The following is a 24,171-nucleotide window of genomic DNA, read 5'->3' as shown; positions in this document are numbered from 1 at the left end:
ACATGCGAATACCTCCTTCATAGCATTGCACAACTTTTGCAAGTCGTGCAACTCGTCAATAAATAGAGATATCATCGCAGAAATATGGTACCCTGAAAAGGTACCGGTGATTGAGGACTTACTTTATGCCGGAAATATCGCTAAAACAAACTCATCTGTTCCCCGGTCACCAGTACATTCGATACCATCATGCTTTCGTCTGCACTGCCTCTTTCATGCTCCGCTTTCAGATAGCGCATGCCGCTTCTCAGGCTGGATGAATACAGGTTCAGGACATAGATATTGTCAAAGCGGTTGTAAATGGACTCTCCGCCGAGGCCGGTCAGGCAGATCAACTGGGTCCCGCTCTTCTTGGCGACTTCCATGAGAGGAATCAAGAGGTGCGAGGCATTGGTCTGGGCAAAAGGATTGTCCATGATGAGGACCTTCGTCTCTTTCCGGTCTGCGAAGATGTCGCTGTCGTTTCGCCTTAAGTAATAGAGAAGGCTGGTCAGGATGACGAAGGCTGAGAGGAAGCCCTCTCCACCGGAATTTTTCGCGACTTCTGACCAGGTGATCGGATATTCCTGTTCTGCTTCGATTTTATACAGACGCACGGTGACATTTCGGATCCCGGCAACAGCATCGTAAAGAGCCTTCGTCGTGATCCTGGACCCCAAATATTCTTCAATATTGTGATTCTCTTCCAGCAAGGCGACGCAGTGAGCGGTCACATCATCGATGTAATCGCGCAGACGGATCTGATACATGGCCTGGTTTTCATCCCAATCCGGAGTACCGATCTTCAACATTTTCACCGAACGTTCCCGAATCGTGATCGTCGAATTATCATCGATTTTTCCGAGATCTGTATTGACCCGGTGCAGATAATCCTCCATGATCTCTGTGATCCGCGCCTGCTCTTTATCCACCAGGGCAATGTCGACCATGAGTTTCTCAATCAATTGATCAAAGGAAGTCAGGATGATATGCAGTTGGTTTAAAAGCTGCTCCGCAGATCCGGTAAGTGACTGGAGGGTAGAGAGAGGCTTCTGGAAGAAGTCTTCCTGCAAATCCTCGCTTCGCATGATCTCACTGATCGTGCGGCCGATCTTCTCCCGTTCTTTCCGAAGGGTATCCTGGAGTCCAATATAGTCCCGCTTCAGTTCGCCCTGATGCTTACGGATCATGGCATCACTCATGCCGGAAAGGCTGTCGTCCAGAGGGTTATCTTCTTTTCTTGTCAATTCGTCAAATTCCGCCAGGGCAGTAAGGTTCTCCTCATAGGTCCGGCGACGGTTTTCCGCTTTCTCTCTTTCTTCGGCCTTGATCTTCTGGCTATGTCTCTTGTCTGCGATGGCCCGGTCATAATCGATAACGGGAATCTCGGATGCCAAAAGCGGTTCGGCCCTTCCGGTCATATCCTGCATATTCGAGAGGATGGTCTTTTTTCTCTCCTCCAGGGCACCGGCCTTTTTCTCGCAAACGGTGATCTCCGCCTGTCTTTGATTCATTTCTTCCAGGAGGGCAGCGGCTTCCTTCTGAAGGCGCAGTTCCTCCATCTGATCATAGCGAATCTCCCGCCAGTCTTTTTCCTGAAAGCCGTATTCTTTGGCACTGCCGGAAAGTTCCTTCTCTTTCTTCTGCTTCCGTGCGGTCTGCCGTTTGACCTTCTTCTCCAGTTCCTTCTGCTCCCCTGTGACACCGGAGGTGATCACATCGTAACGCGCCCGCAGCGCAGCAGCTTCTTCTTCCCTCAGATTCCCATCCAAAGCCTGATAGGAGGCAAATTCAAAAGCTTCCTGGCGGAGGGTTTCCATCTCCATCTGCAGAGTGCTTCGATAGGCATCCGTTTTCCGAATGGAGGATTCCAGCTCTTCCTGTTTGTTTTTCAGATCATAGATCTCTTTCTCAAGTTCCCGGTCACGCTTTACGGCTTCGTTCCGCTGGCGCATGATTTGCAGGGTTTCCCCATAATCGCTGCAGAGCTTTTCAAAATCAGATAGAAGGTCTGTCAGTTTTCGAATGGCAAGGTCCTTTTCGCGGATGGTTTCTTCCGCTTTTTTGATCTCTTCGGAATCTTCTTCGATCCTTTTCTGCATTTCCTCTATCCGCGACAAGGATGTGGCAATGGCTTCCTGAAGAGACTGGATGTCGGATACCAGAGCATCATAGGAGTCACGGGACACCTTCTGATTAGCAATGATGCCACGTTGTTCGTAGTAGGTATGATATTCACTGTCTTTTACAGCTGCGTCATCCTTCATGCGTTGAATCTCCTGCTCCTTTTCCCGGATCGTTTCCTGGAGCTTTTTCCGGTTCAGAAGAGCATCATTGAAACAGAGATAGAAGCTTACATGATCGAAATCGATGACATAAGATTCCTCTGCAGCGGTTTCCTTTTTTCCCCCTGCTTCCCTTGTATCGACCAGATCTTCCCGGATCAGGATAGGAATCGGGGTGGAAGTATGTGTTTCTATGGTGAGATGGCGGAGCCGGTCAGCTTCTGATGCGCTCATCAGAAGTGCATAAGGGAGGAAAGGATACCGGCAGACCAGGCGGCGGTTCTGACTTTCTGTATTCTTGTTTTTTGCCAGCCATTCCATGCCATAGAGATAGTGAATGTCGGCTTCTTCAAGCATATGGCGGAAATCGTCGGACAATTCGACGACCTCACCGCCGTTCAGCTGGCGGTATTCGCCTTCCAAACGGCTCAGCTTCACAGCCATGTTCTTTCGGATCTCTTCGATTTCATGGAGTTTGGCATCGGCTGCCTCGAGGATCCTCTTTGTGTCAAAAAGTTTGTCCTTAGGAATGCCGAAATAGCGGAGGATCTCTTCTCGTTCCGAGAGTTCCTGTTCAAATGCTGCTTTTTTCTCTTCCGACTGGCGCAGGTTTTCTTCCTGAATGGTCTTGTTCCGGCGGATCTCTTCCAGTCTGCGCCGACAGGCTTCCATTTCCCCTTCAGCATCTGTTTTCGCAGCCGCTGCTTCTCGACCTTCCTCTTCCAATTTCTTCTTCTGATCCTGCCAGGCCAGGGAGACTTCTGTCAGAAGGCCCTCTTCATATTCTCCCAGAATATTCCTGGAAAGAGAGGCCCGGTAACGGCGGTTGAACCGCTCCTCTGATTCGTCAAACCGCCGGATCCGCTCCTTCATCACACCGAGCTCACCGGCCAGCTTTTGGCGGGACGATTCCGCCTTGCTTTCCTGATCCTTGGAAGAAAGCCGGTCCGCCTCCAGTCTTTGGAGAGTCTCTTTGGCCTCGGCCTGTGCCGCTTCCTTCATTTTGATCTTAACAGAATAGAAACCCGCGAGTTTACCTCCGATTTCTTCTCGCTCCGGGGCCAGATCCCGGGTCTTTTCTCGAAGGAGACGAAGGCTTTCTTCCGTCTCTGTCAGATCCTCTATGGCCTCATTCAGTTCTTCCTGCTGTTTGGCACAGACATAGAGATGCTGCTTTCGTTCTGCCCGGGAACGCTCGTTGGAAAGGGAATTTCTTTTCTCCACCAAAGCGTCTTTTTCCGCCTGATTTTCCGTCTGTTCTTTTTCGTTTCGGACGATCTCTGCGGAGAATTTCTGATAATGCAGAAGCGTGACTTCATTGGCAATGGTCTCCTCCTCCATCCGAAGGGCAGACTCCTTCTCGGTCTGTTTTTCCAGAAGATCCCGGAGACTGTCCCGAAAGCAGGCAATGTCGTCTTCCTGCTGCTTTAAGTCCTGCTCGGTAGCATGGCAGGCTTGACCCTGGGTCTGTATTTCTTCTGATTTCTGGCGGAAGATCTCGATCGTATCCCTTCGTTTGATCTTGGATTGGTTGTCCTTATACTGGATGGCATATTTCCCCATGATCGAGCGAAATTCCTTCATGGCATCCCTGCCCCGGTTGAGCTTTTTCTCAACGGTGTCGAGAAGCCATTTCTCGGTCAGACCGGCCTCATTTTTGCAGTCCGAGAAGAGATTGGACAGGCCGGATTCTTCGAGATTGACCTTATGAATGATAGCCTCCCACTCCCGGTAATAAATATCGTACTCGGCCAGTTTGTCAAAATACTGGCGGGACTGGGCGGGCTGGTTCATGTCATAGCAGAAGAAGGCAGTCCCGGATTCCTTCTTCCAGTTATCGAAAAGCTGACGGCACTGGGCATAGCCCTTCAGGACTTCGCCCTTGGCCGTCTTCTCCGTGATGGGAATATGGGCGAGATCCAGAGGATCGCTCTGCCGGTATTCGGAAATAAAATTCGTGATGTCCAGTTCTTCCGGCGACTCTGCCTCCTGATTTCGGCGGACCATCATGCCAGTCAGGACATAGCCACCGCCGCCATCGAGTTTCCACTCGACCAGAATGAAAGTCGGGCGGGAAGTTGTGAAATAGGATGCGAAGGGCCGGTCTGCGAGATCGCGATACCTCCTGTGAACGAAGGGCGTCATCATCATCTGGACGAGAACGGTCTTACCGCCGCCGTTTCGAAGGGTCAGAAGGGTGCTCTGGCCATTGAAGTCAAAGCTTTCGTCTCCAACCTGAATGGAATCATGATTGTATTTTAGATTGATGATCCTGAGACGGTTGATTTTACTCATGACTGCTCCTCCCTCTGACTGGCCTTTGCACTTGATTCCTTTTTGGTCTTGGTCTTCGTTTCCTCCAGAGACGAGAGAACGCGGAGAACCCGCTGGTAATTGTTCTGGTTCAGAAGGTTCCAGTCCATGAACTGATCCAGCTTTTTCGTCGTTTTGATCATATCGTCCTTCTCGATGTAGTCGATGAGCCCCTGCTTTTCCAGGAATTTCAGGATGTAGTAGAGGAAGCCCTCCTTGGTCGTACGAGCCCGGGAGCCGCGTTCATCCGAGCGCAGCTGCTCATAGGCCTCCTGCATATTTGAGAAAGATAGACCATGTTCCCTTTCTTCCTCTTCATTGAACCGACTCACCCCCTCGCGAAGTCGCTCTGAGATCACGTTCTGCAATTCACCCGCCCGTATGAAGTCGCGGGTGTGAGCGGTTGCTCCCTGGCCGTCATAGAAGAGAGTGAGGAGGGTAAGGATCACAAACTGGCTCAAATAGTAATCCTTGTCTGTCGCATTGGCCCGGCAGAGTTCCTGCTTCAATTGTGCCTTGGAATAGCCAAGGAAATGATTGTCTTCGCGGGGAATGAGATAGATGGTGTCCCCGTACTGCTCGACATCTGCATCCATTGCATCACCCTGAGACTTGGTCAGATTCTGAACTTCTTCACTCGTTGTATAGGCGTCGAAGAGTTCGCCGGAATCTTCCTCACAGAGCTCGTGGCTTTCCAGGAGACGTACGAAAATCTCCTGGCTCAGCCGGATCTCTTTCATATCATATGCCATGACCGAACCTCCCGTGTATGGTCTGATTTCCATTAATCTTTCGTTTTGTTCTTGTATGCTGTCTCTGTGGAAACCGCTTTGCTCTCAGGCTTCTATTCCGGCTTGGGATATCCATTCGAATCCTCCCAACGAATGCGAATCAGACAATTGGAGCAGCGGATATCGACATTCATGTCATCTCCATAAGGGACACCTCGAAATTCTGCAATACTGCCATCATCAATCTTCATGGCTTCGACCTGATAAAGCCGGTGATCTTTCATTTCATCAGCCAGATCGAGCAATATTTCTGACAAAGAGAATGTTCTCGCTTCTTCCTGGAGATTCTCTTTTCGTTCTTTTTGCAGTTCATCGATATCGAAGGTCCTGCTTTTCAGGAATTCCACCATGATCTCCTTGAATTTGTCGGCATCCGGAATGATCGCTTTTTGCAGATCCGGATCGTTTGAGCATTTATCTGCCAATTCCTGCAGGGAACAGGTGGCAGCGAATCTCTTGTGGCCTTCCCGATCGGTCAGACCTTCCAGATGTCCATGGATAGCTTCGCCAATCAGAGCAGACACGCTCTTACGATACAATGCCAGTTTTTCCTGGATCCGCTCTCGTTCTTCTGCCTGATTGTCCTCGGCTTCCTGATCCATCCATTCCTCGTCTTCCTCAGCCACCCTCGATCGAATGGGACGCTGTGGGGCAAAGGATTTGTCCGGCAGATATATTTTCTCCGGATTCTGACGGAACAGGGGGCGAAAGAAGATGTCCATCCGGTCCAGAACCGATGGATCATCGAGAACCTTGTCATAGAGGTCAGCTGTTAAAGAAAACCGCCTTATCATAGACATCTGTGAAAGCTGTTCCAGTTCATGGGTATAGAGGGATTTCAGATCGAGATGGGACTCTAAGATCTTCTGCTGCTCATCCAGGGCCCGACTCAGGTAATCATCGATCTGGCGCAGATTGGCAAGTGTTTTGCTTTCCTTGTCTGTAAGCCTTTGAACATTCAAGTCCATTTCTTCCATTTCCCTGGACCGTTCGCGGACCTGACGGCGGTAGGCCGTAAATTTGTCCTTGGTCTCACTGATCGTGTCAAGGTTCTCATTCAGGATCTTTTGGTATTCTTCCACAGAATAGTTGAGTGCATTCCGCCGGATTCGAACCATGGCTTCCTGAATTTTTCGCAGCTGGATCTGCAAGAGCTGGAAGACATTCCGAATATCGGAAACGGCCTTATCATAGCTCTGCTTTTTTAAATGCAGTTCGAATATCATCTCATGGACGGTGAGCTTCAGATTGTCCTCGATTTCCAGTGTGGACAAAACCAGATTATAGCCATCCTCTGTGAGATAGTAGGAAGTCCTCCGGACATCGCCGTCGGTATAGACGACTTTGTTATTGACGAAGCTCACGGGGAGATCCCGGTACTGTCTTTCGGTGAAATCAAAACCATGAAAAGACATGCTCTGGCCCTCGTTTGACAGGATGACGTTGATGATAAAGTCGGAAAGAGTGCGACACTCATCATAGCCAATTTCTTTCCGGAAATAAGAAGTGTTCAGGTCATCGATAAAGGCGGCGATGTCGTCTACCGTACAGTTTTCATCCTTTAAGGACTGTTCCATGATATAGAGGAGAACAGAAAAAAGCAGATTGATCTCTTCATCACTATCATCGAATCCGTACTGCTTCCAGGTCTGCTTATTCATGCTCATGCGAAGAAGGACCGCATATCTGCCGACATACTTCATTCTTCTTGCGAATTGATCCAGAAATTCGTAATGCATGTTTTCTCCTTAGCGAGTTAAAAGTCCAGGATATTGAGAATCTCCTGCGGGATATAGCGCCCGCTTTCCAGGATGGTTCGCATCCCTTGGGCTGTCTTCGATGAAAAGCAAGTGAAAAACTCATCCCGGATATTGTGGTTTTGGTTGATCTTTGTCCTTGGAAGATGGTCGATGCCAAAGGCTTTTGCCTTGTCCAGCATTTTCTGATAGGCGGCAGTAAAAGGAGCGATGTCCCGGCCGGCCGAACGGAAGATCTCCTGTACCTTGTCATAAATTCCGATGCCTTCAAAGTCCAGATCGCCAAAATAGAGATAGTGATTCCCCGGATCTCTCATATAGGGTTCAACGCAGAGTTCGAAATCATCGAGGCTTTTCCATATGCCTTTGCCGGCGCCGTAGATCAGGGTACCGACCGGGGTGGCCAGGATCTCGGACCTTCCGTTCAGAAGGGCTTTTCGCATGCTGAAAAAGGTGTCCTTGTTCTCAATCATGAGAATATTCTGGCCGGCACTTCGGTCTGCCGAGTAATAGGCAAGGGGTTCTGAGGTCGGATAGAAAGACAGAAGAGACGGGTCGATCCCGCAATTCTTTAAGATGCGAAAGCCTGCGCCTTTCTGGAGAAATTTCTCCCTCTGCCAGATGGCAAAGCTCCGCTCGTTCTCAGAGATCTCGGTTTCCAGGTCTTCACTATGATTTCTAAGATAGTCGCTGAGCTGTAGAACGAAGGGCCGGTCCTTTTCGTAGACTGCCATATGGCGGAGGTAGTAGTCCGGTACGATCCTGGGATCCAGTTCGAAGGACAGCTCGTCCCGGTAGCGCCGGTCATCTCTTTCGGGTGTCACAAGCCAAAAGCGGAGGGGCAGAGCCGGGTTCTTGCCATTACTTTCAGAGGATTTCATGGGGAGGATCTTCCCGTCACGAATCAGTCCGGTCACATATAAATACTGCTCCCGGTAGGAAGCAGATTGTTTGCCTTTCAGAAGCTCTTCGAGTGTAATTTTCTTCATGGAGTTATCTTAGCATAGATGGACAGGGGGAAGTAGCATTTTTTTCACGTAAAAAATGGAGACGCTAGCGGTTTTTCGCGCGATGTCTCCTCTTCATTTCCTCCTGTACCTTCTCGAACATCTCCGGCGATATAATTGCTTCATGATTTCCCTCGACATAGATCTGCGGAACCTCCCCCTGGTTGACCTTCCGTTTTTTCGTAAGGTAGTCTACGGTGAAGCTTTTCTGCAGGAGGGCATCGCCCTTGTATTTCTCATTGGTCAGGATATGACGGATGGTCTCCGGGTTCCAGACCTTTCTTTTCATGGGCGTTGGAATCCCGTCTCTTGTCAGGCTTTTCGCGATTCCATAACAGGTCCGCCCGGACAAGAATTCCGAGTAGATCCTTCGGACGATGGCCGCTTCCCCGGGATCGACCAGAAGTTCCCCGTTCGGCCCCCGCATAAAACCCAGAAAAGAAGAAAAAGGAATCGTGACTTTCCCCTCATTCAATCTCTTCCTCTGTCCCCAGGTACAATTTTCCGAGATGGTCCTTGCTTCTTCCTGGGCAATCGATGACATGATGGTCAGGAAGAGTTCGCCCTTCCCATCGAAGGTCCGGATCCCCTCCTTCTCAAAAAAGCACTCGACCCCGTGTTCCTTGAGCATTCGTATGGTGGTCAGGCAATCCACGGTATTCCGTGCAAAACGGCTGACGGACTTGGTGACGATCAGGTCGATCTGCCCGTTCAGGGCATCCTCTACCATCCTCCGGAAACCGCTCCTGTGCCGGATGCTGGTCCCCGTAATTCCCTCATCGGTGTAGACCCTGACGAAATCCCAGTCCTCCCGGCCCTTGATCAAGCGGGTATAGTAATCGACCTGGGCCCGGCAGCTTTTGACCTGGTCCTCGTGGTCCGTCGAGACCCGGGCATAGGCCGCCACCCGCCTCCGCCTCTTCTCTGCTTTCTCTTTATTATGATAGAGATTCTTGGTCGCAGGGATCTTTCGAATTCGTTTTTCCATTCGCATGCTCCTGTTCCAAATATAGACCAGTTCCAGATCAACTCATACGGTCCGTTTGCCAATTCTTAATCTATGGTGGGCTTCCTTTCCGTTAAATTCCCAGTTCAGACTGCTTTGACTGCCGTCGCGGAAGAAGATTTGCAGGATGGAAGTGCCCATTTCAAGGTGGTCTACCTTTCTGAGGAAGACATTGTCATCGAATGTTTCAAGCCCGAGAACGGGGGCGAGGGCAGTTTTGAGGCGATCGTCGGGGAGGCCTTTGGAGGGGCAATGGAAGGATGTTTTTTTTCGAGATTTCTTAGAAGAACAGAGCCAGTAGACGTACTTGGTCCGGCCGATGGAGTTCGTGTTGGTCGTCCGCCAGTAGTAGGCACCGCAGCAGCTGCAGCGGATCATTTTCGTGAAAACAGAGGGTTTGTGATTGTGGATGAAATAGAATTGATGGGCACGCTTTTTTCGCATGTCTCTGGCGCTTTCAAAGGTTTCTTCGGAAATGATGGCCTTGTGATGGTCCAGAATCCGGTACTGCATGAGCTCGCCGTGATTGGTCTTCCTTTGTTTCGATATGGGATCGGCGACGTAGGTCTGCTGGAGCAGGAGTTTCCCGGTGTAGATCTCCCGCCTTAATAGGCTGTAGATCCTGCCGCGGTTGTAGGGCAGGCCTTTTCCGGTCCGATAACCTCTGGCCCTGGCCTCGGCAATGATGTCCCGCATGGAGAGACCACTGAGATAGAGGGCGAAAATGCCTCGGACCACATCCGCTTCTTTCGGAACCGGAACCAGATCATAGCCTTCCCAGCGGTAGCCTAAGATCGGAAAACGCGAGTGGGGACGGCCTTCGGCGAAGGCTTTTTGGACGCTCCACTTGATATTCGAAGAAATATTCCGGACTTCCTCCTGGGCAAAGGAGGCGAGAATGGTCAGCATGAATTCGCCCGACTCTGTCATGCTGCTGATATGCTGTTCCTCGAAAATCACTTCAACGCCGATGGCCTTCAGATGACGGACCGTCTCCAGGAGATCGACGGTATTTCTGGCGAAACGGCTGATGCTTTTGGTCAGGATCAAATCGATTTGTCCTGCTTCGCAGTCACGGATCATCCGCTGGAAATCCGTCCGTTTCCTGGTCAGTGTGCCGGAAATGCCTTCGTCGGCGTAGATCCCGGCCAGTTCCCAGCCGGGATGATTGAGAATCAGCTCCCGATAATAAGAAACCTGCGCCTGCATGGAATGGTGCAGCCGCTCGGATGCCAGCGAAACACGGGCGTAAGCCGCCACGCGTTTCGGTGCTGTCTTGAATGGATCTGTGGGTTCAATTTGAATGATTTCTGCCATCATAGCACCTCCTAAGTTATGCCATATATCAATGGATTGTATAACAAGTAATTCGGCATATGTAGAATAATTCTCGCCAGGATGATTAGTTTTCCCAGGTGGTGGTTGTCCCGGAAATTACCTGCGGGACCGGCAGGTTCTATAAGATCGTAAAAGAAAAGACCACAGGAAGGCAGACTCCAAACGGATTCAAACCTCCCTGTGGTCTAAATTTTAAGACTTATTCCTTTGAAAAAATCGGCTTTTAAATTAGCCTCTCAGCAGAGTCAGAACACCCTGGCCGGACTGGTTAGCCTGTGCAAGCATAGACTGAGCAGCCTGAGACAGAATATTGTTCTTGGTATATGCTGCGATTTCCTTCGCCATGTCGGTATCACGGATACGAGACTCAGCTGCGGTTACATTCTCGTTGGTGGTCTTCAGGTTATTGATGGTGTGCTCCAGACGGTTCTGCTTAGCACCGAGGTCTGCACGGTAGGAAGAGACGCTGTTGATGGCTGTCTGGATACGAGTAATTGCTGTATTAGCAGCATCCACAGAACTCATATCGAGAACCTTGTTTCCAGAAGCATCAACGTTTGCTTCACCATTAACACCTCCACGCTGAGCCGCTGAATTTCCCCTTGAAGCATTATTTACTGTATTGTTAACTCCAAATAAACCAGAGAAAGTCATATCAGTCTGATTAATGGTTAGCTGCTCGCCAGCGGTAGGCCCCACTTGAAGAGTAATGGCCTTACCAGTAGATGATTGAGCTTTTGTCAATTCTGCTTCTTTGTCGTTTGCAAGCGTAGCACCATCTGCAGTATATTCTTTGACAACTGTATAATTGGCACCTTTATCGTTAGTTTTTAATACGTAAGTGCTACCAGTAGTGAAAGCGTTTACTGCCTGGCCTTTGCTATCAACAACATTTCCTGATCCGGGTTTCGCAGTTACAGCACTATATGTATATCCATCTTTATTTGAATTTAATTCGTTTACATAGTCGTTTGCTGCAGTAGTCGTATCAGTATTACTGTAATGCGCGACTACTGAACTTTCTGTTCCGTCCGTTTTGATAACGTAAGAAGTATTGGTTGCTCCCTGAACACTAGTACCATCGGTATTATTAATAATGGCACCTGCTGTGCCACCAATTGTTTTTACAGAATATGATGTAGCAACTGTACTTGAGCCGTCCAGTGGAGACAGACCATTGTACTTTGTGTTATCAGCAATACGGGTAATCTCGTTTGCAAGCTCATCCACTTCCTTCTGAATAGCGTCTCTTGCCGTCTTACCTTCTTCAGACGTCGAATACGTCCCATTCGCAGCCTGTGTAGCCAGTGTGGTCATACGCTGAAGCATGGAGTGGGTCTCGGTCAGAGCGCCCTCTTCGGTCTGGATGAGGCCGATGGCATCATTTGCGTTAGCTTCTGCCTGATCAAGTTCTCTTGCCAATGATGCAATCATTCTGAAAAATTTCTTATCCGTGGAATAGCAATACTAGATGAGACAGGCTTGTTGCTTTCCACAGGTTAGAGAGATGGAAAATATCGTAATAAGTATTGATTTTCTGAAATACGATAGTCGTCAGCCGACTTCATGGGGGAAATATCGTAATACAGCTTACTTTTCAAAAATCGGATAGAGAAAGGAAGGTTTCCCTATCTGATTTTTTGCAAAAGTCTCGTATTACGATAAAGCAGGCCTTGGAGGTCAGCATTTTTCTCCAGACTATCGTAAAATAGCAAGTGGGGTTGTATTACAATACTATGTGAGCGAGAAAGCCCACGGTTTTAACCGTGGGATGAAAGCGTGTTAAGCTAAAGATGATATTTTCAGCCAAAACACTGAATATCATCTTTTTATTTGCTTGCATTTGTGTATGATACATATTATAATATATACATGAAGAATGAATATAAACGTACAAAAACAACTGTATCATTGATAAACTATCATCTTGTGTTCTGTCCAAGATATCGTAGGAAAATTTTTAATATTCCGGGTGTCGAAAAGCGATTTAAAGAACTGACTGCCGTGGAATGTCAAAAACACAATATAGATATCCTTGCTATGGAATGTCATATAGATCATGTCCATATGTTTGTGAGTGTATACCCACAGCAAAGTATCCCTGATGTTGTAAAACAAATAAAGGGTGCTACATCCCATAAACTACGTGAAGAGTTTTCGCAGCTTAAAAAGATGCCGTCTTTGTGGACACGGTCTTATTTTGTAAGCACGGCAGGTCATGTCAGTTCTGAAACCATAGAATGGTATGTCAATACACAAAAAAAGAGGGATTAAATGCATACGGTAAGGCTGCTGCTGTCTACAACTGAATACGATAAACAGGTTTTGGAAAAGCGTTTCCGTGCAGTAAGCCATATCCATAATGTACTTGTGAAACATGCAAAGAAATGTCTCAAAAGGCTATCCTGCGATAAAGAATATCAGTCCCTCAAAACAGAATATTCCAAAATTCTTAAGAAAAGTAAATGCTCTAAAGAAGATAAAGTCTGTAAGAAGCAGCTTTCTCAAAAGATGACTGATATCATAAGGTCTTATGGCTTATCGGAATATTCCTTTCAGGCATACATAAAGGTCTGTGCCAAACAGTTTCGTAAATGCTTATCATCACAACAGGTACAGAAAGAGTCCACCCGTGTATGGCGCGGTGTAGAGGATATTTTATATGGTGATGGCAAGGAACTGCATTTTAAAAAGTGCCGTGATTTTAATACCATTTGTGGTAAGACAAATACGAATGGCATTAAATTCCATAAGGATACCTGTTCTATAGAATGGCTTGGTCTGGATATTCACTGCAGATTCTCTAAAGATAAGGATTATATTCTTGAGGCATTGGATTCTGATATCTCATACTGTGAAATTAAACGCATGATGTTTCCTAATGGATGGCATTATTATGTAGTCGTGTATCTGAAAGGTGACGCTCCGCTGAAACTTAAAACGGTTGGAAATGAATATAATATCACTGGTGTTGACATAGGCACTTCTACTGTAGCGGCTGTATCTGACAACGCTGCAACACTAAAGGAACTTGCCCCCAAATGCAAGGACTATAATAAACGGATCGAAAAGCTCTTAAGAAGTATGGACATCTCAAAACGTATTTCTAATCCTGCTAAGTATAAGCCTGACGGCACCATAGACAAGATGAATCACGATAAATGGATATACTCCAAAACATACCTGAAGAACCGGAACAGGCTGAAATGCTTATACAGACAAAAATCAGCTTATATCAAACAATCTCACGAAGAAATGATAAACAGACTGCTTGAGGAATCCGTAAATTTTGTAGTAGAGGATATGTCATTTAAGAGGCTGCAGCGTAAATCTAAAAAAACAGAACGTAACGACAAGATATCTGATATCAAACAAAAAGATGGTACGATTAAGCAGGTACATAAATATAAGCGTAAGAAACGTTTTGGCAAATCTCTAAATAATAGGGCACCTGCAAGTTTTATCACAATTCTCACAAGAAAAGCTCTTCTTTATGGCGGGGATGTATATAAGGTAGACACGAAAAGATTCAGAGCAAGTCAGTACAATCATGTAACGGATGATTATGTAAAATCCGAACTCTCTGAAAGAGATAAACTGATCGATGGGCATAAAGTACAGAGAGACCTATACAGTGCATTTCTATTAAAAAACTGTAATCATGGATTAAATAAACCCGATCGAGATAAATGTATCTATGGATTCAATAGATTTTTAGAACTGCAAGATCATCTTATCACTGAAATGAAAACAAACAATATATCAATGAAACAATGTTTTGGATTCTAAAAACGAAATATAAAGGTTCAGACATAAACCTTTCGTCTGGAAAGTAGGTACGTGGGTATTGAAATCCAATAGACGTTAAATCTTGAAAAGCTTAACTATACCCCTCCTATAAGACTGCGGTGATGTTAAGTAAATCTAAAGACTCCCACGACTTGAGTCGTGGGAGTATGTCAAGATTATTCCCGCAATATTTTCTTCATAACTCGCCGATAATATGAACATAGTATTGTGTTAGTATACTTACATGGGTTTGCTTAGATAGCATAGTCAGCTCAGGCAACTAGTCGGCTCAGGCAACAAAGCCGGCGAAAGCAGGCTGCCCCCCGGGGAGTGAAAAGGGAGGCAACATTCAGGGAGGTCTTTCATGGCGAAAAAAACGGCGGGACAACAGAAGCAACAGCCTTTATCATACGAAAAAAGGCGGCATTATGGCATAATTGCAGGAGGACTGACGCTGTCGGTCTATATTTCTCTGATGATCATGCAGGATATTTTGCATCTTGTGATGGGAAACAGGGGACTTACAGCAGCAGATCTCTTGATTCAGATTCTTTCCGGATTATTCCTGGCTCTGTTACTGGGCTTTCTGATTGCAAAGCAGCTCAGGAACCTGTCAACGGAACGGGAGCTGGCTCGTTTTGTGAAGGAAAGTGATGAAGCGATGGCAATCGTTGCGGCAAATGGGAGTGAGGTCTATCTCTGCAACCGGGCTTTTCGCCAGATTTGGGGTGACAGCCGGCCGCTGAATCCGGGCACATCTTATAGTGAATATTTCAAATATCTGGGCATCTCTCTCGAGGATCTGATCGAGAAGGGGGAATATATTGTAAAGGGCAGGAAAGCCGACCTGGAAGTGGCTTTACGGATCCATCCGACGACCTGGGAGAATCACAAGGCTTATGTAATCCGTGCTTTGGAATATGACATGGGAGTTTACGATCCCCTGACCCTTCTGCCCAATTCTTATTTCTTCGAAAAGAAGGCCGAGGGCGTTCTCCAGCGCATGCGGGAGGGCGGACAGAGGCCGGTCATTCTCTATTATGACATCATGAAAATGAAACTCTTCAATGCTGAGCAGGGCTATGAAGAGGGCGATAAGATCATTAAGAAGGTCAGTCAGACCCTGCGGAAGGTCTATGAGGGTGCTTTGATCGCACGTTTCTCCAATGATCATTTCTGCATTCTGACCCTGGAAGACGGTCTGGAGAGGAAGCTTCGGATCGTTCAGGAGAATATGGAGCAGCAGGACAGCTTGATTCGGCTGGAATTGAAGGTCGGTATCTGCCGGATCCAGCCGGACGATGACAGCACGATCTCTGCTTTCTGCGACCGGGCCCGCATGGCCATGGATCAGATCCGGCAAATCGAAGACCGTTATTTTTGTTATTATGATGAGGAAGTGGAGCGGAAAGTGGAGGATATCCGTTTCATCAATGAGAATTTCCAGTCAGCGCTGGAGAATCAGGAGATCCTCGTTTATTATCAGCCGGTGGTAAGGACTCTGACCGGCAGCCTCTGCGGACTTGAGGCACTGGCCAGATGGAACAGTCCGGAGCTTGGTTTCTTACAGCCCGGCCGCTTCATCCCTGCTTTGGAGAGTACCAGGCAGATTCATCTTTTGGATCGGCACATCATCCGGGAGAGCTGCAAACTCTATCGGAATCTTGCCGATCGGGGCTATAATTGTCCGCCCATTTCCTTCAACCTTTCCCGCCTGGACTTCCAGTTGTGCGATGTCTACAGTATGATTGTGGATGCGGCGGATTGCTTTAATGTACCCCATAACCGGCTTCGAATCGAGTTGACGGAGGATATTATTGAAGAGGATGTCGATCGGATGCGGAGAGAAATCAGACGGCTCCGTTCGGCTGGCTTCCATGTCTGGATCGACGGCTTCGGCAGGGGTCATGATTCGATCAATACCTTGAGAAATGTTGAAGTGGATGCCGTGAAGATCGATATGCGGCCGATCGGAGAACTGAATTTCAGATCCATGCAGATCCTGGAATCGACCATTCGAATGGCCAAGTCCATCGGCATCGAGACTTTGGCAGAGGCGGTGGAGACCGAGGCCCAGTATGAATTCTTAAAGAGCATCGGCTGCGAAAAGGCTCAGGGCTTCCTCTTCGGTAAGCCGGAGGAGTCCGAGGCTGCCGTCGGGCAGTCCGGAAGCCGGAAGTTCAAGAGTGAAGAGTACGATGAGGGCAAGTATTATCACACGGCCGGAAAAATGGATTTCGCTTCGAAGATTCCCTTGGGAATTTTTGAGGCGAATGACAGGAAGGTTACTTTCCTGTATGCCAATGATCCTTTTCGCCAGGCACTACAGGAAACCGGCAGCCTGGATCCGGAATCCCTGGCCCGTGCTTTGAGCGATCCGAAATCTTCGGAACATGCAGTCTTCCAGAGAGCCAAAGCGGAGCTTGGCCGCTGGGATGCACCATTCATACGAACGGTCACGACTGGAAAGGGCGCTTTGATTCAGTATCAGGTCAAGGAAATCAATTCCTATCGGGAGAGGTATCTGTTCTCTGCAAGACTGCATACCATTATTCGATAAAGGGTTCTATTGTATGGCAAAATAGACATATGCCACAAAATTCTTATCCTTTACAGGCAATTTATAGTTAATTATAATGATTTTTGATGGTGTGAAATTCCAGAAAATGCAGCAAGAAGGACTTTGTATGTGTTAGGAGGAAGGTATGGAAGTACAAATCCAGGACCTGGTGACGTCGATCCGAAAAGAAGGGGTTGACGCTGCCAACGCGGAGGCGGAAACGATCCTTGCGAATGCCAGAAAGAAGGCGGACGAGATCGTTTCGAAGGCAAAAGCAGAGGCTTCTGCCGAAAAGGAGGCAGCAGAGCGGGATATCGCTGTGCTGAAGGAAAGCGCCAGGGTTTCAGCAGATCAGGCCAGACGGGATGCAGCGCTTGCTTTCCGTACGGAAGTGGAGAAGCAGTTTGAACGGCTTTTAAAAAGAGATGTTCAAAAGCAGCTGTCAGATGATGCACTCGGCAAGTTGATTCGGGCAGCACTCCAGGGAGAGGATCCCAGGAACTATCAGGCGGAAGTTGCCGAAGTATCGGAAACTTTGAAGAATGAACTGAAGGATGAGATCGAAAAGGGCTTGACCATCTGCCCGACCAAGGGTGTGAAGGCAGGTTTCCGCCTGGCATCCAAGGACGGATCTGGTTACTTCGATTGTACGGATGAGGAGATCGCCGAGATGATGATGCCTTATTTCCGGAATCTGGAGATCTGACAGGAGGTGAAGCATGGCTTCGTATTATTATCTGGTTGCGAGCCTGCCTGAGCTTCGAAGTGATGGAGAACCGCCGATCTCCTATGAAGAATTCCTGGATCTGTGTCAGGGAGCAGTTTCGGAGTCAGTATACAGGAAACTGTCGGAGCTGACACTGGATTCTTCGGATATGCCGCTTCTTAAGAAGTGGCAGGAGAGTTATGGCAGAATTATGGAGGAATTGAATTATCAGAGAGCAGTGAATCTGGGTCAGACGGTTCAGGCTCCGGCAGCAAGAGATGCAGGCATTGTTTCCTTTGTCGGAACGCTCATGCATGCCAAGAATCCGCTGGAAGCGGAGAAGGAGATGCTGGATTATGAATTCCGGACGCTCGATGAATTGGTCGGACTCCATATGTTCGATGACTATGTTCTCTTCGGTTATGCCATCAAGCTGAAGCTTCTCATGAGACAGCAATGCTTTGTCCATGATAAGGGCGAGGCGGAATTCCGTCGGCTGATGGAAGTTGTACGGAAGCGGGTTTACGGAATCGCGTGAGAATCCTTGTAATCACATGAGATCGATCACAAAAGAACTACTTAAGATTAGATTCCCAAAATTCGTATACAAAAAGAGCAGGAGATATCTATGGAAATAGTGAAAGGACATGTATCTGGCATCAACGGAAATATGGCGAATGTCCAATTTGACGGACCTGTCCATAAGAACGAGGTGGCCTACATCCTGGTCGACGGGAAGCGGCTGAAGGGTGAGGTCATTCGTATCACCAAGGGAATTGCCAGTATGCAGATTTATGAGATGTCGAATGGCATCAAAGTCGGCGATCCGGTGGAATTTACCGGTGAGCTTATGAGTGTTGACCTGGGACCGGGACTTCTGACACAGATCTATGACGGGCTGCAGAACCCCTTGCCTCAGCTGGCGGAAAAGTGCGGATTCTTCCTGGAGCGCGGCGTCTATCTCGATGCCATCCCGGATAAGGATTGGCAATTTACCCCGACCGTGAAGCCCGGGGACAGTGTCGCTGCCGGCGATACTATCGGAACCGTTCCGGAAGGACTCTTCACCCACCATATCATGGTTCCCTTTACCTTAAAGGGATCCGACTGGACGGTCAGATCCATCCAGCCCGAGGGCAGCTATAATGTCCGCTCGACGGTCTGCGTGATCGAGAACAGTCTTGGAGAAACAAAAGACCTCTCCATGGTCATCACCCAGCCCATCAAGCAGCCGATCAAGTGTTATGAAGAAAGGCTTCGTCCGGATGAACCTCTGATCATGAAGCTTCGCTGTATCGATACTTTCCTTCCGGTCGCCAAGGGCGGAACCTTCTGCGTTCCCGGACCTTTCGGAGCCGGAAAGACTGTGCTCCAGCATATGGAGGCCAAAAACGGCGAGGCAGACATCGTTGTTATCGCAGCCTGCGGAGAGCGTGCCGGTGAGGTCGTTGAAGTCTTAAAGGAGTTCCCGGAACTCGAGGATCCCAGGACCGGACGTTCCCTGATGGAGCGGACCATTATTATTTGTAATACTTCTTCCATGCCGGTTGCAGCCCGTGAGGCTTCCTGTTACACGGCAGTTACCATTGCAGAATATTATCGCCAGATGGGCTTGAATGTCCTGCTTCTGGCAGATTCGACCAGCCGTTGGGCCCAGGCCATGCGTGAGATGAGCGGACGTCTGGAGGAGATCCCCGGCGAGGAAGCTTTCCCGGCCTACCTCGAATCCACCATTGCAGCCTTCTATGAGAGAGCCGGAAAGGTTCGCCTGAAGGACGGCTCGATCGGTTCCGTTACGATCGGCGGTACCGTTTCACCGGCTGGCGGTAACTTCGAGGAACCGGTGACCCAGGCAACGCTGAAGGTTGTCGGTGCTTTCCACGGTCTGTCCAGAGAGCGGTCCGATGCCCGTAAGTATCCGGCCATCGACCCGACCGAGTCCTGGTCCAAGTATGACGGTATTATTGAAATGGACAAGGTCGAGAAGGCCAGAGCCATCTTACGCCGGAGCATTGAAGTCAGTCAGATGATGAAGGTCGTCGGTGAAGAGGGAACCACTGCTGAGGACTACATCACCTATCAAAAGGGTGAACTCCTCGATGCGGTCTATCTCCAGCAGAACTCCTTTGATCCGGTTGATGCATCGGATGAGCCGGAGCGGCAGAAGGAAGAGTTCGCTCTTCTTTATGATATCCTGACAGAGCAGTATGACCTTGAGGACAAGAATGAGATCCGTTCCTTCTTCAATGAGATCCGTCAGGCATTTCTGGATTGGCACGGTATCACCAGGGATGCAGCGGAGTATGAGACACAGAAGGCTAAGATCACCGCTCTGTATCAGGCTAAGGTGAAAGCGGCATAGGAGGGATTATGCAGAAAGTATATACGAAAATCGAATCCATTGTCGGCAACGTTGTAACCGTCCGTGCAGAGGGAATTCGAAATGGCGACCTGGCCCTGGTCGGGGACAGCTACGCCAATGTTATCAAGCTGGATGGAGACCTGGTTTCGCTTCAGGTTTTCGCCGGCGCTCAGGGTGTCAGCACCAATGATCCGGTTCGTTTCCTGGGCCGGCCCATGCAGGTCTCCTTCTCCGAGCACCTTCTGGGACGGATCTTTAACGGTGCCGGAGTACCAAGAGACAATGGTCCGGCATTGACGGAGAATATGATCGATATCGGCGGGCCTTCCTTTAACCCGGCCAAGCGTATCGTTCCCAAGCACATGATCCGTACCGGTATTCCCATGATCGATATGTTCAATACCCTGGTCGAGAGCCAGAAACTCCCGATCTTCTCGGTATCCGGCGAGCCCTATAACCAGCTTCTGGCCCGGATCGCTCTCCAGGCCGAGGTCGATGTGATCGTTCTTGGCGGCATGGGTCTGAAATATGATGATTATCTGGCTTTCCGCGACACACTGGAGAAGGGTGGTGCCATGAGCCATACAGTGATGTTCATCCATACCGCTGCGGATCCGACCGTAGAATCCACCCTGGTTCCGGACATGTCTCTGGCGGTAGCCGAGCAGTTCGCTCTGGAAGGAAAGAAGGTTCTGGTTCTTCTGACCGATATGACCTCTTTCTGCGATGCAGAGAAGGAACTGGCCATCACCATGGAGCAGGTGCCTTCCAACCGAGGTTACCCGGGCGATCTCTATTCCATGCTGGCTTCCCGTTATGAGAAGGCCGTGGATATCGAGGGCGCAGGTTCCATCACCATTCTCGGTGTTACAACGATGCCGGGCGACGATGTCACTCACCCGGTTCCGGATAACACGGGTTACATTACCGAGGGCCAGTTCTATCTGAAGAACGGCCACATTGAGCCTTTCGGCTCTCTGTCCCGTCTGAAGCAGAATGTAAACGGTGATACGAGAGACGACCACCGGGCTCTGATGGATGCCATGATCAAGCTCTACGCCCAGTACAAGGAGAGCCTGGAGAAGAAGTCCATGGGCTTTGCTATGAGTGACTGGGATGACAAGCTTTTGAAATACGGACAGCTCTTCGAAGACAAGCTGATGAATCTCAGCGTGAACATTCCTCTGGAAGAGGCTCTGGATCTGGGCTGGGAGATTCTGGCGGATTGCTTCGAACCGAATGAGACCGGTCTTAAGACCAGTCTGATCCAGGAGAGATGGCCTAAGAAGGCGAGTTAAGTAAAGGAGCAGCTTATGGCGGTCAAACTCACGAAAAATGAACAGAAAGTGCAGAAAGATCACCTGAAGCAGTACCAGCGCTACCTGCCGACTCTGCAGTTGAAGAAACAGCAGCTGCAGTCCGTTATCATGCAGGTCAACGCAGAACTGAAAGCAAAGGAAGCCGAACGGGAAGCCATGGTCGGAAATCTGGATGACTGGATCGCAGTCTTCGCAGAAAACCAGATCTTTCCGGAGGATAAGAAACTGGAGGATTTGGTTCAGCCGGATCAGGTTTTGGTCACGACGGAAAATGTCGCCGGAGTCAAGCTCCCGGCCTTTCAGGAACTGACCTTCCAGGACATTGCCTACAATGTATCCGACTATCCTTTGTGGGTGGACACTGCAGTCATAAAGCTTCGGGAGATTGCGCGTCTGGATGCTTTGGTATCGACTCTGGAGAGACAGGTCGAGCTCCTGGAAAAGGAACTTCGGACCACATCGCAGAGAGTCAACCTCTTTGAAAAGGTCAAGATACCGGAAGCAAAGGAGAATATCCGGATCATCGGAGTCTATCTCGGTGATCAGCAGACAGCCGCAGTTGTCCGAGGCAAGATTTCAAAGAAGAAACTGGTGGAGGCAGGACGATGATCGAAACAATGAAAATGGTCCATGTCGTGACCACAGTCTCTCGAAAGAGGGAACTGATCAAAGGATTAAAAGACCTGGGTCTCCTCCACATTGCGGAAAAGAAACAGGCATCGCCGGCCGCAGCCAGGCGTTTCCAGGACTTATCCAAATTGTCTTCCGAGCTTCAGGAATATGCACCGAAGCAGGACAAGGGGAAGGATAAGGACGGAAAGAAAGATGCAGCGGATGCTCCATTAGAGGGGAAAGCGCTGGAAGATCTGCTGGAGAAGGCAGCACAGGCCATTGAGGACAAGCGGACTCTGACAGAAGCCATTCAGGCGGATACAGCAGAGGCAGAGCGGCTGGCTCCCTGGGGAGATTTCGATCCAAACCAGGTCCGAGAGCTTCGGAAAGAAGGATTTGATCTACATTTCTACCGGGTCGATAATCCGGTCTGGGAAGAGATCGAAAAGGATGAGAAGATCCGGGCAATCCGCCTGGCTTCCGTTGAGAAGGCAGTAACCATTGCCGTCGTCGGGAGCCTGCCTCAGGGTTTGCCGGCCAATGAATTCCAGCTGCCGGCCAGGGGACTTTCGGACCTGAAGCGGGAGGTCGAAGAGAATCAGAAGAAGATTTCGGATTGCGAGGCTCTGCTAAGGGAAGCGGCTTTCTATGAGGATGCCATCCGAAAGGAAATGATCCGGGCACAGAATGCAGAGGACGATTCGGCGGCGGACCGGACAGCAGAAAGTGACGAGAAACTGGTCTGGATCTCAGGCTATATCCCGGAGGACGACCTTGATCTGTTTCGGGCCAAGGCCAGGGACGAGGCCTGGGCTTATGCCATCGAGGATGTATCTAAGGATGACGAAGCCATACCGACCAAGCTTCGCTATAACAAGGTAACAAAACTGATTTCTCCGATCTATAAGATTCTGGGGATCCTGCCGGGCTACCGGGAGACGGATATCTCGCTTTGGTTTCTCTTGTTCTTCGCCTTGTTCTTTGCAATGATCATAGGAGACGGTGGCTATGGCGTTCTGATTCTTCTCTTTACCGTAGGACTTGCGGCAAAGAAAAAGAAGATGACAACGCCGGTTTATCTCCTTTTGGTTCTCTCCATCACGACCATTATCTGGGGCGCGATCACGGGAACCTGGTTCGGCATGGAGTCGGCGATGAAGGTACCCTTCTTAAAGGCTCTGGTTCTTCCGGGTTTTGCCAACTATCCGGAGTATTTCGGACTGACAGCGGCTGCCCAGCAGAATACCATTATGAAGTTTTCTTTCACAATCGGTGCGATTCAGATGGAGATCGGAAGTCTGATTGCCGTGAAGAACAAGCTGGCATCGAAGGACTTAAGCTTCGTATCAGACATCGGCTGGATGATCACGATCGTCAGCATGTATCTCCTCTCTCTCTATCTGGTGCTGGGAGAGAAGCTGACCCTCGGACCGATCGGAGTCGGTATCCTGATTGGTTTTGTTCTGGTCGTTCTCTTTAGTGGAATGAGCCCGGATGTAAGTTTTGCAGATGGCTTGAAGGCCGGCCTCGGAGGTGCCTTCACATCTTTTTTAAATACGATCAGCTGTTTTGGTAATGTCATGTCCTATATCCGGCTTTTTGCCGTGGGCATGGCTGGTCTGGCCATTGCTCAGAGTTTTAACAATATGGCAGCCGGCCTGGCGCATGGACCTCTGATCGTTGTGGCAATGGTTGTTGTGATCCTGGGACATGCGATCAATATCGTCATGTGCTTTCTGTCCGTCATTGTTCACGGAATTCGCTTGAATGTCCTGGAGTTCTCGGGACAGGTCGGCCTGGAATGGACTGGTATTGCCTATGATCCCTTCCGAAAACAGGATCAGCTGAGGAATTAGTAGTAAAAATTGTAAAGGAGAAAAACTATGAATATCGCTTATGTTGGAATGGCAGCAGCACTTGGTTTATCCGCACTGGGATCAGCACTTGGAACCGGAATCGCCGGTCAGGCAGCCGTTGGAGCATGGAAGAAATGCTATGCAGAAGGCAAGCAGGCTCCCTTCATCATGACCGCTTTTGCCGGTGCACCTCTGACCCAGACCATTTACGGTTTCCTTCTTATGAACTTCATTGCAAGTGCATGGAAGGCCGGGACCATTGATCCGGCTCTGTCCTTCGGTATCGGTATCTTCGGCGGTGTAGCCATCGGAGCATCCGCACTCTTCCAGGGCAAGACGGCAGCAGCATCCGCAGATGCGCTCGGAGCGACCGGAAAAGGAACCGCGAACTACTTCATTGTTATCGGTGTCATTGAGACTGTCGCCCTCTTCTCGCTGGTATTCTGCATGCTGCTTCTGTCCGCAGCTGCCAAGTAAGGACCGGCTGAGGA

At 49.1% G+C, this 24,171-nt stretch carries 17 protein-coding genes; 10 read left to right on the top strand and 7 right to left on the bottom strand.

The annotated features are described in order from the left end of the window. Nucleotides 1-140: 140 nt before the first annotated feature. The 7 genes from ACKX2L_RS05210 to ACKX2L_RS05180 form a co-directional block, all read right to left on the bottom strand. Nucleotides 141-4,559, bottom strand: a complete 4,419-nt coding sequence (locus ACKX2L_RS05210; RefSeq protein WP_497552757.1) for a coiled-coil domain-containing protein — start codon at nt 4,557-4,559, stop codon at nt 141-143. After that, nucleotides 4,556-5,329, bottom strand: coding sequence for a DUF6063 family protein (locus tag ACKX2L_RS05205; RefSeq protein ID WP_497550558.1), 774 nt, complete (start codon nt 5,327-5,329; stop codon nt 4,556-4,558). Before ACKX2L_RS05205 ends, ACKX2L_RS05210 begins: the two co-directional genes overlap by 4 nt. Nucleotides 5,330-5,421: 92 nt before the next feature. Beyond that, nucleotides 5,422-7,107 (bottom strand): hypothetical protein, encoded by a 1,686-nt coding sequence (locus ACKX2L_RS05200; protein WP_497550557.1) that lies wholly within the window; start codon nt 7,105-7,107, stop codon nt 5,422-5,424. Between the two features lie 17 nt (nt 7,108-7,124). After that, on the bottom strand, nt 7,125-8,114 hold the full coding sequence (locus tag ACKX2L_RS05195) for a hypothetical protein (protein WP_497550556.1): 990 nt from the start codon (nt 8,112-8,114) through the stop codon (nt 7,125-7,127). A gap of 64 nt (nt 8,115-8,178) precedes the next feature. Further along, nucleotides 8,179-9,120, bottom strand: coding sequence for a recombinase family protein (locus ACKX2L_RS05190; protein WP_497552756.1), 942 nt, complete (start codon nt 9,118-9,120; stop codon nt 8,179-8,181). 42 nt (nt 9,121-9,162) lie between these two features. Next, complete coding sequence (locus ACKX2L_RS05185) at nt 9,163-10,455, bottom strand: recombinase family protein (protein ID WP_497550554.1); 1,293 nt, start codon at nt 10,453-10,455, stop codon at nt 9,163-9,165. Between the two features lie 249 nt (nt 10,456-10,704). Next, the gene (locus tag ACKX2L_RS05180; RefSeq protein WP_497550553.1) at nt 10,705-11,910 is read right to left on the bottom strand and encodes a flagellin; all 1,206 of its coding nucleotides are present in this window, start codon (nt 11,908-11,910) and stop codon (nt 10,705-10,707) included. A gap of 438 nt (nt 11,911-12,348) precedes the next feature. On the opposite strand from ACKX2L_RS05180, the gene tnpA reads away from it, so the two are divergent. The 10 genes from tnpA to ACKX2L_RS05130 all read left to right on the top strand — a co-directional run bounded on the left by tnpA (nt 12,349) and on the right by ACKX2L_RS05130 (nt 24,157). Next, nucleotides 12,349-12,750 carry an IS200/IS605 family transposase gene (tnpA, locus tag ACKX2L_RS05175; protein ID WP_497550552.1) on the top strand — a complete coding sequence of 134 codons (402 nt, stop codon included), beginning with the start codon at nt 12,349-12,351 and terminating at the stop codon, nt 12,748-12,750. After that, nucleotides 12,751-14,265 (top strand): nuclease/transposase family protein, encoded by a 1,515-nt coding sequence (locus ACKX2L_RS05170; RefSeq protein WP_497550551.1) that lies wholly within the window; start codon nt 12,751-12,753, stop codon nt 14,263-14,265. A gap of 364 nt (nt 14,266-14,629) precedes the next feature. Further along, complete coding sequence (locus ACKX2L_RS05165; RefSeq protein ID WP_497550550.1) at nt 14,630-16,825, top strand: EAL domain-containing protein; 2,196 nt, start codon at nt 14,630-14,632, stop codon at nt 16,823-16,825. Between the two features lie 145 nt (nt 16,826-16,970). Next, the gene (locus tag ACKX2L_RS05160) at nt 16,971-17,531 is read left to right on the top strand and encodes a hypothetical protein (RefSeq protein ID WP_497550549.1); all 561 of its coding nucleotides are present in this window, start codon (nt 16,971-16,973) and stop codon (nt 17,529-17,531) included. Between the two features lie 13 nt (nt 17,532-17,544). After that, entirely contained in the window at nt 17,545-18,069 is a 525-nt protein-coding gene (locus ACKX2L_RS05155; protein ID WP_497550548.1) for a hypothetical protein, read from the top strand. A gap of 90 nt (nt 18,070-18,159) precedes the next feature. Next, nucleotides 18,160-19,893: a V-type ATP synthase subunit A gene (locus ACKX2L_RS05150; RefSeq protein ID WP_497550547.1), complete on the top strand. Its 1,734-nt coding sequence runs from the start codon at nt 18,160-18,162 to the stop codon at nt 19,891-19,893. Nucleotides 19,894-19,901: 8 nt separating this feature from the next. After that, nucleotides 19,902-21,191, top strand: coding sequence for a V-type ATP synthase subunit B (locus ACKX2L_RS05145; RefSeq protein WP_497550546.1), 1,290 nt, complete (start codon nt 19,902-19,904; stop codon nt 21,189-21,191). A 15-nt stretch (nt 21,192-21,206) separates the two neighbouring features. After that, nucleotides 21,207-21,821 carry a V-type ATP synthase subunit D gene (locus ACKX2L_RS05140; protein ID WP_497550545.1) on the top strand — a complete coding sequence of 205 codons (615 nt, stop codon included), beginning with the start codon at nt 21,207-21,209 and terminating at the stop codon, nt 21,819-21,821. Beyond that, on the top strand, nt 21,818-23,680 hold the full coding sequence (locus ACKX2L_RS05135; RefSeq protein ID WP_497550544.1) for a V-type ATP synthase subunit I: 1,863 nt from the start codon (nt 21,818-21,820) through the stop codon (nt 23,678-23,680). The genes ACKX2L_RS05140 and ACKX2L_RS05135 overlap by 4 nt, the downstream gene beginning before the upstream one ends. 27 nt (nt 23,681-23,707) lie before the next feature. After that, nucleotides 23,708-24,157 carry an ATP synthase subunit C-like protein gene (locus ACKX2L_RS05130; protein WP_497550543.1) on the top strand — a complete coding sequence of 150 codons (450 nt, stop codon included), beginning with the start codon at nt 23,708-23,710 and terminating at the stop codon, nt 24,155-24,157. Nucleotides 24,158-24,171 lie beyond the last annotated feature (14 nt).

The sequence above is a fragment of the Porcibacter vitabionis genome (assembly GCF_046263795.1).
In the GTDB taxonomy this organism is placed as follows: Bacteria; Bacillota; Clostridia; order Lachnospirales; family Lachnospiraceae; genus Lachnocurva.
The sequence above is the reverse complement of the archived record's forward strand: the minus strand, read 5'-3'. Positions and strand labels throughout refer to the sequence as shown.